The following is a 12183-nucleotide window of genomic DNA, read 5'->3' as shown; positions in this document are numbered from 1 at the left end:
CGGAATTACTCGACAGCTTGTTTTCTAAATTTCGAATCAATTATATATTTTACCCCCTTCGCATCTATAAATACAGGCTTTCCATTGTAGTGTTCATTAATCCGTCGGTCAATTGGAACACGATACCGGGTGGGTGAACTAGCGGAGCTGTAGGTTATATTCCCGATCGACTCTCCGGGGCCAGCGGTTACCTCCGAACCTTCATATACGCGTTTACTCACCCTGCCCGTAAAACGCTGTTTTTCCGATGACGTTTTTACTTTCTCCTGCTGTTCCGGCCCTTTATCGATTGGCGCAACGTCTAAGCTCATCACATCTATCTGAGGGCTTAAAGGGAAGAATGGATCTACCCAGCGATATACAAAATGATAATCAGTCTCTAAATTATTAAAAGCATGCATTTGCTGCGCTCTTACAACACTTATCCCGCCTCCTAAAATCAACAGTGGCAGTAGGCAACGTCTAAAGAAGATTAATTCAACTCCTAACATATCTTTTTTTCCTTTCGTTTAAGTGCTCCCAAATAAAATGCCATCTCTCGCTAAAGCACTCATGTTTAACACATTTTTAACTAAAGTAAATTAGTTTGATATTTAACTGTTTTATATTTAACTTTGTATTATGAAAAACGAATTCATGAATCCAGTAAAACCCTTAGTAGATAGTATCATTGCTTTACGAACAAGCTTAAAACAATACTATATTCAGAAAATAAAGGAACAGCAATTGGATATCACCTACGAAATGTTGCAAGTATTAGCGGCACTGTGGAAAAAGGAGCAAATGAATCAGCAAGATATAGCTACAGCGATACAAAAAAACAAAGCTAGTGTTACTCCGCTGATTGATAACCTTTGTAAACGGGACCTGGTTAGGCGTGTCAGCGATCCCAATGACAGAAGGAATAATTTAATCGAGTTAACGGGAAAGGGAGACGAATATAGGACATTGTTAGACCCTGTCCAACAGGACCTCTACCATGCGATCCTAGAGGAGTTAGCGGAAAAAAAAATAGTGGAAATTACAGAAACTCTCGAAAAATTGACCGCCATTATTGAGAAGCAATAGTATCGGGAGCACTGATTTTCAGAAAAAAAAAGAAAAGTAAATGAGTCATGAGTAATTCAACATTGAGTGAGAAAGAAATAAAACGAAGGCGGAAAATATGGGTCATCAATATCCTGTCTGCAATCGTCATTGTGTTTACCATTATATGGGGTATCTTAGTTTTTTTCCACATCAACGAATCTGTTTATACAGATGATGCCCAAGTAGATGCCCATATTACCCCTATAAATTCGCGTATCAGCGGTTATATCAAAACAATTCGATTTGATGAGCATCAAAAAGTACACAAAGGTGATACGCTCGTCATTATTGACGATGCGGAGTACAGAATTTTATTACAGAATGCACAAGCTACTCTCGCCGATGCCAAAGCCAGTAAAACAATATCGCAGTCTGGAATTGCCATTGCCAGCAATAGCACGACGATAGCAAATGCCAATATTGATGAGATGAAAGCCCGGCTAGATAATATGGAATTGAATTATAAGCGTTACGAGAGTCTGGTGAAAGATGAAGCAGTAACACAATATCAATTCGATCAGGTAAAAGCAGATTATGAGGCCATGTTGGCCAAATATAAAGCACTTTTGGCACAAGAGCGTGTATCCAAACTGAACACGCATGAGTCTGAACAGAAACTGTCGGTCAATGATGCCGCGTTATTAAAGGCCGAATCTGCGATTGATCTTGCCAAGTTAAACCTTTCGTATACGGTTATCACCGCGCCTTATGATGGTGTATTAGGACGGCGGACGATAGAAGAAGGCCAATTGGTGCAAAATGGTACAGCATTGGTCAATATTGTCCGTGATGAGCAGAAATGGATAACCGCAAATTATACCGAAAATCAATTGAAAAATATTGCCCTCGGGGCAAAAGTTAAGATTGAAATTGATGCATTGGCGGGGAAAACATTCGAAGGTGAAGTAGCCGCCATATCCGAAGCAACAGGATCTAAGTATTCTGCGGTTCCAGTTGACAACTCCACAGGGAACTTTGTCAAGGTACAACAACGCATTCCGGTTAGAATTAATTTTACAGCATCCAATACCCCAAAAGATCTCGCTATGCTTCGCGTAGGTATGAATGCCATCATACGTATTAAATAACCATGAAAGATCATATATTCAGAGATTGGTTGGGTTCAGGATGGGAACTGTTCTTTTTATTTGTGCTCAATATTTTATTTTCCTTCAATAATGGTATCCCAACGTCCATTAACACGTATGTCATGAATGGATACGCCGGTATAACCGCAGATCTGAGTATGGCTACATATTGTTACTATGCGGGGATGGTATGTGCCATACCGCTGGTATTTAGGCTATTGAAATTATTTTCCAAAAAGACGATATTAATCGTTTCCATCTTCATTATCCTCGCTTCCAATGCGATTTTGGAACATGCCAATAATGGTGTCAATATCTGTATGGCTACATTCTTTATCGGAAGTGCCAAAATCATCGTCACGATGGCCATCATTGGGGAAATGATTCCTTTCCTCATGCCGCGTGGAGAACGCTATCAATTATATGCGGTCTATTATCCCATGACAATGATCATTCCAGCCTTGTCAAGCTATGTATCTGTTCTATTTGCAACACATTTCTATTGGGAAACTGTCTTTCTATTTCAAAATATATTACTGGCGGTAGCGTTGTTAATCTGCATCATCTTTATGAAATCGTCAAATTTTAAAAAGGTCCCGCTGTACCAGTATGACTGGTTTGGAAGTATTTTACTTTGTATTTCCTTATTGAATTTTGCCTATTTCAGCACATATGGTCTGACACAAAATTGGTTTCATTCCAAGTTTATTCTGGTCACGGGAATCGCATCACTCTGTTTCTTTATCCTTTTTATAAACAGAAGTGCGCTCATCCGAAAATCACTCTTAAATTTTGAAGCCTTTTCAACACGGATTCTGCCGATCTCTATTGGAACAATTTTTATTTTCGGCATTTTTTATAGTTCAACTTCGCTTTACTCCTCCTTTTTGGGAATTACGCTAGGCACCAATCCTATGGAAGTCGCCGAAATAAATACCTATGTGATCCCTGGTTATATCGTAGGTGCAGTAATCGCTTATGTATATTTCAAGATAACAAAGAAATGTAAGTTTATTTTGGCATTCTCAGCGGCTTGTTATGCCCTATCTTGTTTTTTCTTTGCAAGGATTATCAATCAACAGACAAACACGGCTTTATTCTACCTTCCTTTGACATTAAGAGGAATGGGGGTGATTACTTCCTATATTGGGATAGGCGTATATATGGCCGGCAATATCCCCAGCAAATATTACCTTTCTGGCTTAGTATTTTTGATTCTTACACGCTCATTTTTGGTCCCTGTAGTCTGGTCAAACGTCATTGCCAATTGGTATTACCACCTACAGGTCCTCAATGCCAGTGATCTTGCTGGTATAATCGACCGAACAAATAGCTTGGTGCTGCAAAGAGGAAATATAGTAAAATCGGTCCAGGTCCAAGCTTCGCTACTATCCTTACGCGATGCCTACTCAGGGCTGTTTATTATCGGGGTAATCCTAACGTTGTTCATCTTAATCTTCCCGTTTCATTCTTCTCCTATACGAAGAGTTATCGACTGGAAAAGAAAAAATGCGACGAAAGAAGCTTTGCAAATTCCGATTTCTTAGTTAACTGATATAAATTTCGGTAATATACTTGAATACGATACGCTCAGAGATTGCATACTTCTCGAAAAGGGTATGGAGATCGTCATAGAGCGTTTTGTTTTCAGCTTGCTCTTTTGGAAAATAAGATGATGAACGTACTCTTCCCAAGAACGACCGAAGATCCAATATCTGTTGATTCGGCAAGGTAATTTTGGTCATTGGACGTGGTGAAAAAAATTGTTTGAGATCATCATCACTGATATTTTTGTGACTGACAGATTGATAACTTGGTATATGACTGAGCAAAAAATCTTCGTATTCCTGTTGAAAAGCGTCGTCCGGATCACGCTGGTTCCAGACCAACACGATATGTCCATTTTCGGTGAGAATGCGGGCGAACTCCCTTTTACATGCTTCCCGTTCAAACCAATGAAAAGATTGCCCTGCAAAAATAAGATCGACACAGCCAGACTCAATGGAGGTCTTTTCGGCGGTGGCATTCAGCGCGATTAAATTCCGATAGGTTTTAAAATGATGCAGTAAAGATTCACGCATTTGCCGATTGGGTTCAACAGCAAAAACGTCATTTCCATTTTCGAGAAAAAGTTGCGTAGATAGCCCAGTGCCGCTACCGATATCGGCAACCAGCCATTTTTTATCCAGCCCTATCTGTTCTTTAAGGACCTGAATAATCTCTTTTGGATAACAAGGTCTAAATTTCTCGTAATCGACAACCCGGTCTGTGAATCTATCAATACTGTTTTTGTTCATACTAAGAATTGCTGTAACTAGTCGATTATACCTTCATCCTTAAAACTATAATAGCCGTTATCAGTAAAGATTAAATGATCGGCAACTCTAATATCCATAATTTTAGAGGCTTCAACAATTTTTTGCGTCAGAATTTTGTCAGCATTGCTGGGATACAAGGTGCCCGAGGGATGGTTATGAATTAATATAATTGCATGCGCTTTAAGGCTGAGTGCGGATCGTAATATAATCCGAACATCGACCGGCGTAAAGTCATTACCGCCACGTCCGATGAGTTGTTTGTCTAATATTTTATACCCCGTATTCAAATATAAGGTCCAAAACTCTTCATGGGGCAGATCCTGCAGGATGGGTTTCATTAAGTTGTAAACGAAGCGGCTGCTATTTACAAGTTTACGTTCTTCTGCGGGCAGTTCATTTTTACGGCGGGCGAGCTCCAATGCCGCAAGAACGGCGATCGCTTTTGCTTCGCCTATCCCTTTATATAGGCTCAGTTCCGAGACTTCCATCATCGAAAGGGTGTGCAGGTTATTTTTGACATCAGCCAATATGCGTCGGCATAATTCGACAGCACTTTCATTTTTGGAACCAGAGCCGATTAGGATAGCCAATAATTCGGCATCTGTAAGCGCTCTACGTCCTTGACTCAATAGCTTCTCTCTCGGACGGTCGGCCTCTGCCCACTCCCGAATGACTAGTTTGTATGGATTTGACATCTACAGTTAATTATAATTGGCTAGCGTACATAAATATACGAAAAAAACAGTTACTTAATATCCTGAGAAATACACAATCTATCAATTAAAAAAAATTGGCAATCGCGATTTACTTCACATTTCACTCTGAAACGTTATCTTTGTATTTCATAAAAATTTTTGAATATGAGTAAAGCGATTATTAAAACAGAAAAAGGCGACATGACTGTGGAGTTCTACACAGCTGATGCTCCAAATACAGTAGCCAATTTTATCAAACTTGCTAAATCAGGATATTATGATGGATTAGCGTTTCACCGCGTGATCCCTGATTTCGTTATCCAAGGTGGATGCCCAAATTCACGTGAAGGCGCTGCTGGAATCCCTGGAACAGGTGGCCCTGGTTATAAAATTGACTGTGAACTAACAGGAGAAAACCAATACCACGATAGAGGTGTATTGTCTATGGCTCATGCAGGCCGTAATACAGGTGGTTCGCAATTTTTCATCTGTCATAGCCGTAACAACACTGCGCACTTAGATCGTAACCATACTTGTTTTGGAAAAGTAATCGAAAACGTTGACATCGTTGATGATATCAGACAAGGTGACCGTATTTTATCAATTGAAGTTATCGAAGATTAATTCTTGGAGATTTAAATAATATTAAAATGAATTTAAGAGCATTAGTATCCGTAACTGGTAAACCAGGATTGTTCAAATTGGTTGGACAAAATAAAGGTGGTTTTATTTTAGAAACCCTTGATCAAGCAAAAATTAAAACTGTAGTAAGTTTATCTTCTACAAAAATGGCGACTTTGGAAGATATCACCATCTATGGTGAAGAAGAAGAAATTCGTCTATTGAATATTTTTGAAACAATCAAAGAGAAAGGCATCGCTCTGCCAGATACAAAATCTGATGGCGCTACTTTAAGAAATTTCTTCCGTGAAGTAGCTCCTGGCCATGATGAATCACGTGTTTATTCTTCGGATATCAAAAAGGTTATCACATGGTATAACATTATCAAGGAATTCCCTTTATTTGAAGAAGAAGCACCTGCTCCTTTAATGTAAACTTTTACATATAGTCCAAATAAAAAAGGGGTTGATCAAATAATCAACTCCTTTTTTATGATGTTTCCTTTTTTTATGATGTTTCCTAATGAAACACCACTTCAAGTACATTTTTTTCGATGTTGTTTTGATCCTTGGCCCCATCAAGCTTAACATGTGCTTTTGTTACCCCAAATTCTTTGGGTTCAAATTGCTTTTCGACAACAGCAGTGGTCGTAAAGCGCAATAGGGAATTTTCATCTTCATTGAGATAGGCATCAATTTCAAGAATACCTTCGTTTTCATCAAACACATAAGGATGCAGCAGATTGATTCCTTTCGGGATCCGTGGGCTCTTCCAAACGACAAATTTAGGGAGCGTTTTATCCATTGCATCAATTTTATTGTAAATGGCCTGCTGACAGGTAATTCCGGCAATTACTTTTGTTTTTCCGGTCTTATCGATCATGTACTCTTTGGGATTTATGCGTATCTGCACTTTCGCCAATCCATTAAGTTTTCCTTCTGGATAGTTCAGCCCTACATGGATAGTCTCGTTGCCACTATTTGCTAAAAAAGCCTCGCCTGAACCTTTGCTATAATTCACATAATTTTCCAGGCGGTACGTCAGGCCCTCCGCATCAGATTTCGCTTGTTGTTGATCAAATTTAATTTCCATCTTACGTAAAGGAACAAGCATCAGTTCCATACGCTGCAGGGGATTTTCAATATCAAAGCTATCTTTCTTCATTTGTTCCGCCTGGGGTAGCGTGGATATCGCCTTCCACAATGCAGCAGGTGAACTATCTTTGGTCAGATTCATCAACCTGATTAGTTCAGCAAAAGGCATATTGGGAAAAGTAACTTTTTGTACGATTACCGCAGCATTGATCCGTTTAGCAGAGCGGATATCCGTTGTTGTATTTGATTCTTCATGTAGCTTAACCTCTTTAGGTGTAGAGGATTGACAATTTTGAAAAAGAAGCGCTATGCCTAATAACGGTAAAACTAAGGCGTACTTTTTTAGATATTTTTCCATATCTATCGCTTTTTAAATGTAGTATAGACAAATTTACCTTATTTGACGCAAATATCACAGAAAAGCCCCGGAATTTATATCCGGGGCCTCTCTTATTTTGTTTATTTTGTGCTAGTAGGCAGGCTAGTTGCGATACTTAATGTCCTTTTGGTTCAGCATCGATACGTTTAATATCTGCTCCTAATTTACGCAAGCGTTCTTCGATATCTTGATAGCCACGCTCTATCTGTTCGATATTGTGGATCACTGATTTTCCTTTGGCAGATAGCGCTGCAATCAATAAAGACACGCCGGCACGAATATCTGGCGAAGTCATTTCAATACCCCTCAGATGGTGTGATTTATTCAGTCCAATAACGGTTGCGCGGTGTGGATCGCACAAAATGATCTGAGCGCCCATATCAATCAATTTGTCGACGAAAAACAAGCGGCTCTCGAACATTTTTTGGTGGATCAATACATTTCCTTTTGCCTGAGTCGCCACAACAAGTACGATACTTAATAAATCGGGTGTAAAACCTGGCCAAGGTGCATCCGAAATCGTCAGGATAGACCCATCGATAAATGTATCGATTTCATAGGATTCTTGTGACGGGATAAAAATATCATCACCACGTAATTCAAATTTGATACCTAAGCGCGAAAATACAGATGGAATAACACCCAGTTCTTCAAAACATACATCCTTAATGGTAATTTCTGAACCGGTCATTGCCGCAAGTCCCATGAAAGAACCTATTTCAATCATATCAGGCAACATCCGGTGTGAAGTTCCGCCAAGACGCTCTACGCCTTCGATGGTCAACAAATTAGATCCAATACCGGATATTTTTGCTCCCATGCGATTCAACATCTTACATAGTTGTTGCAAATAGGGCTCACAAGCCGCATTGTATATCGTTGTTGTCCCTTTTGCCAATACAGCAGCCATCACGATATTCGCTGTACCCGTCACAGAAGCTTCGTCCAACAGGATATAACTTCCCTTTAACTCTGTCGCGTCAACGTTAAAAAAATGGGTAGTCGCATCGTATACAAACTTAGCACCCAATTTTTCAAAGCCCAAAAAGTGTGTATCCAATCGTCTACGTCCGATTTTATCACCCCCAGGTTTCGGAATAGCGGCCTTTCCGAATCGGGCCAACAGTGGGCCGACAATCATGATAGAGCCGCGCAATCCACCGCCTTTTTCTTTAAATTCGGGTGACTGGAAATAGTCTATATTTATATCTTTAGCTTCAAAAACGTATGTGTCTTTATCTATGCGATTAATTTTAACACCTAAAGCAGCCAATAGATCGATCAACTTATTGACATCCTTAATATCTGGGATATTACTGATAGTCATAGGTTCTTCTGTCAGTAAAACTGCAGAAAGGATCTGTAAGGCCTCATTTTTTGCTCCTTGAGGAATAATCTCTCCCTTTAACGGTTTTCCACCGATTATTTCAAATGCGTTCATTTATATATAAGTGATATCTTCTTAGTGTCATACCCCTGTTCTTGTATTTGCCTCGGGATATTTAGCCTTCCGTCAACTACACAAAGATGGAAGTCTCAAATAACCATGCTACCGATTAAAGTGGTACGGTTCTAAAAAAAAGAAGGCAATTGTAAAGAAATCTGTTAATCACTTCGCAATTGCCTGCTTCTTTAAACAAAATCTTTAAGAACTAGCCCCGTTTGTTATTATAGTTACCCTGCGGCTTTCTGTTTCTGTTATTGTTGTTGTTGTCCCTGCCGTAGCTGTTGTTATTGTTGTCTCGACTATAGCTGTTGTTATTGCTTCCGTAGTTATTGCGCTTCGTATTATTGTTATTGTTACTTGTCATACGAGGCTTGCCTCCACCTTTCGACTGGTGACCGGAATTATTGTTATTGCTATTGTTATTATTTCCGCCAGAATTACTATTAGCTGGACCTTTAACGCGATTTCCCGGAGGCGGAGTTTTAAAGTCAAGTTTAGTCAATACGGTACCTTCTGGTAAGGTCAATTGATAACCTGATAATTCTTTTAGATCCTGGATGATCAACTCGTCTGAAACAGAATCCTTATTCCAGGTCAGGTAAGCCATTTTCATAAAATTAGCGATACCGATGACCATCTGCTCTCTTTTGGCTTCGTCATTGGCCAATAACGCCTTTTCAATCATTTTCTCTACGGTAAAACCATAGTGCTTGAATCTAATGGAATGCTGCGGATAGCCTAAATGCTCAACTTCGTGTTTCACACTTTTCGCTGTGGCAATTGGATAAGGCGAGTCGATATCCAATTTAAAATCAGAGATAATCTGTAGGTGATCCCACAGTTTATGTTTAAAATCAGACACGTCTCTCAAATGTGGGTTCAATACCCCCATCATATCGATTACAATCTGCGCATGTTTATTTCTTTCTTCCTTTGTGGGTAAAGTACAGATGTAATCTACCATATTTTGCACATTGCGACCATATTCTGCAAGGATCAATTTTGGTCTAGTGCTGTTGTAGTCAAAGTTCATATAGCTAATATAAGTACCTAATTAAACGATTAAGATATCGTTTTGGTATTTTATTATTGAATTATTCTAAGTTTTGCAAATTTAAGCAACAATTGTTTCTGTCCCAACTCCTTAAAGAAAATAGTTGCTTTTATATCTCCTTTGTTTCCTTCGAGATTCACAACTTTACCAAATCCAAAGCGTTCATGTTCAACTTCCATGCCGACCTGAAGATTTGATGTATCTGAAGGAGCAAAACCCGCAGTAGGTTTGTGGGCTTTCGGCAGTATCGATGTTGTTTTAACCATGGGCTTAGGCTTAGGTTTAGAAAACGTATCATCACTGTCCTTTTGCTGCCATGCAATTCGTTCGCCTTGAAAACTTCCGGCTGAGGCAGAAGTTTGTCGTGGTTTAAAATCCAATGCAAGACATGCCGGATTCAATTCATCCAAGAAGCGACTAGGTTCGCAGTTATTCAGCGTTCCCCAACGATATCGCGAAGTAGCATACGAAAGTAGTAATTTTTTTTCAGCTCTCGTAACGGCAACATAAAAAAGTCTTCGTTCCTCTTCCAGTTCCGACCTGGAATTCAACGACAACTGGGAAGGAAATAGGTTTTCTTCCAAGCCTACAATAAAAACAATCGGAAATTCCAAGCCTTTGGAAGAGTGGATGGTCATCAATGATACAGTATCCGCATTTGGATCTTTATCATTATCGTCGTTTGTCAACAGGGCGATATCCTGCATATAGACGTCAAGTCCACGTTCTTCGATATCTTCCCGTTCCGAAAATTCCTTGATACCATTGAGGAGTTCCTGGATATTTTCGTAACGTGCCAACCCCTCTACCGATTTGTCTTCGTACAATTCTTTCAGAATACCACAGTGCTGTGCAATATGCATTGCGGTATCAAATGCGTTATTGTTTTTGGCCAGGGCCTGAAAACTCTGTATCATCTGTGCAAAACCACCGACAGACGTTGCGCTACGGCCATCTAGAAACTGGGCCGCATTTGCAACAACATCCCATATACGGTACTGATTCTGATCTGCAGCGATCATGATCTTCTCGATTGTCGTATCCCCTATCCCTCTACGCGGGTAATTGATCACACGCTTGAGTGCTTCCTCATCATTCGGGTTGAAGGTTAGTCTGAAATACGCGATCAGATCTTTAATTTCTTTCCGTTGATAGAAAGAAGTACCACCATAGATTTTATAAGGAATATTGATTTTGCGTAACGCCTCCTCCATAGCCCTGGATTGGGCGTTTGTGCGATACAGAATAGCAAAATCCTTATAATTAAGTCCTTTTAACGATTTCTCTTCAATGATTTGATCGGCCACGATCTTACCTTCCTCATTGTCAGAGAAAGCACGTGAAACCTTGATCTTTTCGCCCTCTTCATTATCCGAAAAAACATTTTTCTCCAATTGATTCTGATTATTGGCAATCACCGAATTGGCCGCATTCACGATCATCTTCGTAGATCGATAATTCTGCTCTAGTTTAAAGATCTTAACATCCGGATAATCTTTTTGGAAATTCAGGATATTCTGAATATTTGCCCCACGAAATGCATAGATAGACTGTGCGTCATCCCCAACCACACAGATATTTTCATTGACTGCTGCCAGGCGTTTAACAATAAGATATTGCGAGAAATTGGTATCCTGGTACTCATCGACCATCAGGTACCGAAATTGATGCTGGTATTTATGCAGTACCTCTGGATGTTTATTTAACAATACATTTGTTTTAAACAACAGATCATCAAAATCCATTGCCCCAGCACGGTAACAGCGCTGTGCATAGGTCATATAAATCTGTCCCAATTGACCACGACCATTGGAAATATCCTCGGCCAATATGGCTTCATTCTTATTATATTCCTGCGGTGAGATCAGGTTATTTTTTGCCTGTGAGATACGTCCGTACACATGATTGACATTATACAGCTTATCATCGAGATTCATTTCCTTTAAAATGGCACGCAACAAACTTTTGGTATCATCCGTATCGTAGATGGTAAAGTTTCTGGGATAACCGATCAATTCAGCTTCTACACGGAGTATTTTTGCAAACACCGAGTGGAATGTTCCCATCCAAATATTTTTCGCTTCGCTCCCAACAACAGAAACGATACGCGCGCGCATCTCTTTGGCCGCTTTGTTGGTAAATGTTAATACCAAGATATTGAATGGATCAACACCTTTTCGAATCAAGTGTGCGACACGATAGGTAATGACCCGTGTTTTTCCTGAACCAGCTCCCGCAACAATCATCACAGGACCTTCTGTTTGCTCTACGGCTCCTCGTTGTGAAGGGTTTAAACCCGCTAAATAATCCAAATTAACTCCTTAAATTTTAAAACCTGAGAATAGGGTATAAAAGTACAAATTTCCTGTTGATCACTCAGGCTATTTTGCTAATATTT

General features: G+C 39.7%; 12 protein-coding genes. 5 read left to right on the top strand and 7 right to left on the bottom strand.

Going from position 1 to position 12183, the window contains the following annotated elements; all coding sequences use genetic code 11:
* Window positions 1–5: 5 nt before the first annotated feature.
* The gene (locus B3P16_RS11995; protein WP_286843071.1) at window positions 6–491 is read right to left on the bottom strand and encodes a hypothetical protein; all 486 of its coding nucleotides are present in this window, start codon (window positions 489–491) and stop codon (window positions 6–8) included.
* Window positions 492–621: 130 nt separating this feature from the next.
* Between B3P16_RS11995 and B3P16_RS11990 the strand changes: the two genes are divergently transcribed.
* From B3P16_RS11990 to B3P16_RS11980, 3 genes are read left to right on the top strand one after another with little or no spacing between them, the layout of a single operon-like run.
* On the top strand, window positions 622–1068 hold the full coding sequence (locus B3P16_RS11990) for a MarR family winged helix-turn-helix transcriptional regulator (RefSeq protein WP_286843070.1): 447 nt from the start codon (window positions 622–624) through the stop codon (window positions 1066–1068).
* A gap of 47 nt (window positions 1069–1115) precedes the next feature.
* The gene (locus B3P16_RS11985; RefSeq protein WP_286843068.1) at window positions 1116–2177 is read left to right on the top strand and encodes an HlyD family secretion protein; all 1062 of its coding nucleotides are present in this window, start codon (window positions 1116–1118) and stop codon (window positions 2175–2177) included.
* 2 nt (window positions 2178–2179) lie between these two features.
* Window positions 2180–3724 carry an MFS transporter gene (locus tag B3P16_RS11980; RefSeq protein WP_286843067.1) on the top strand — a complete coding sequence of 515 codons (1545 nt, stop codon included), beginning with the start codon at window positions 2180–2182 and terminating at the stop codon, window positions 3722–3724.
* Here the strand turns inward: B3P16_RS11980 and B3P16_RS11975 are convergent, their stop codons facing one another.
* Both B3P16_RS11975 and radC read right to left on the bottom strand, forming a co-directional pair.
* Entirely contained in the window at window positions 3725–4474 is a 750-nt protein-coding gene (locus B3P16_RS11975) for a class I SAM-dependent methyltransferase (RefSeq protein WP_286843066.1), read from the bottom strand. It lies immediately after the preceding gene.
* 17 nt (window positions 4475–4491) lie between these two features.
* Entirely contained in the window at window positions 4492–5190 is a 699-nt protein-coding gene (gene radC / locus B3P16_RS11970; RefSeq protein ID WP_286753220.1) for a RadC family protein, read from the bottom strand.
* A 165-nt stretch (window positions 5191–5355) separates the two neighbouring features.
* Here radC and B3P16_RS11965 point away from each other — a divergent pair, with 165 nt between their 5' ends.
* Both B3P16_RS11965 and B3P16_RS11960 read left to right on the top strand, forming a co-directional pair.
* A complete protein-coding gene (locus B3P16_RS11965) occupies window positions 5356–5814 on the top strand; it encodes a peptidylprolyl isomerase (protein ID WP_046671802.1) in 459 nt (152 codons plus the stop codon).
* Between the two features lie 26 nt (window positions 5815–5840).
* The gene (locus B3P16_RS11960; protein ID WP_070565981.1) at window positions 5841–6245 is read left to right on the top strand and encodes a DUF5606 domain-containing protein; all 405 of its coding nucleotides are present in this window, start codon (window positions 5841–5843) and stop codon (window positions 6243–6245) included.
* 85 nt (window positions 6246–6330) lie between these two features.
* Here the strand turns inward: B3P16_RS11960 and B3P16_RS11955 are convergent, their stop codons facing one another.
* The 4 genes from B3P16_RS11955 to B3P16_RS11940 all read right to left on the bottom strand — a co-directional run bounded on the left by B3P16_RS11955 (window position 6331) and on the right by B3P16_RS11940 (window position 12097).
* On the bottom strand, window positions 6331–7263 hold the full coding sequence (locus B3P16_RS11955; RefSeq protein WP_286843064.1) for a hypothetical protein: 933 nt from the start codon (window positions 7261–7263) through the stop codon (window positions 6331–6333).
* 136 nt (window positions 7264–7399) lie between these two features.
* Complete coding sequence (gene murA / locus B3P16_RS11950; RefSeq protein ID WP_286843062.1) at window positions 7400–8725, bottom strand: UDP-N-acetylglucosamine 1-carboxyvinyltransferase; 1326 nt, start codon at window positions 8723–8725, stop codon at window positions 7400–7402.
* A 211-nt stretch (window positions 8726–8936) separates the two neighbouring features.
* On the bottom strand, window positions 8937–9764 hold the full coding sequence (locus B3P16_RS11945) for a DUF4290 domain-containing protein (protein ID WP_286753217.1): 828 nt from the start codon (window positions 9762–9764) through the stop codon (window positions 8937–8939).
* Window positions 9765–9817: 53 nt separating this feature from the next.
* Window positions 9818–12097: an ATP-dependent helicase gene (locus B3P16_RS11940; RefSeq protein WP_070565989.1), complete on the bottom strand. Its 2280-nt coding sequence runs from the start codon at window positions 12095–12097 to the stop codon at window positions 9818–9820.
* Window positions 12098–12183: the final 86 nt, after the last annotated feature.

It is taken from the genome of Sphingobacterium sp. UBA7631 (genome assembly GCF_002483935.1).
Lineage (GTDB): Bacteria > Bacteroidota > Bacteroidia > Sphingobacteriales > Sphingobacteriaceae > Sphingobacterium > Sphingobacterium multivorum.
Note: the sequence above shows the minus strand (reverse complement) of the source record. Positions and strands in the feature narration are given on the sequence as shown.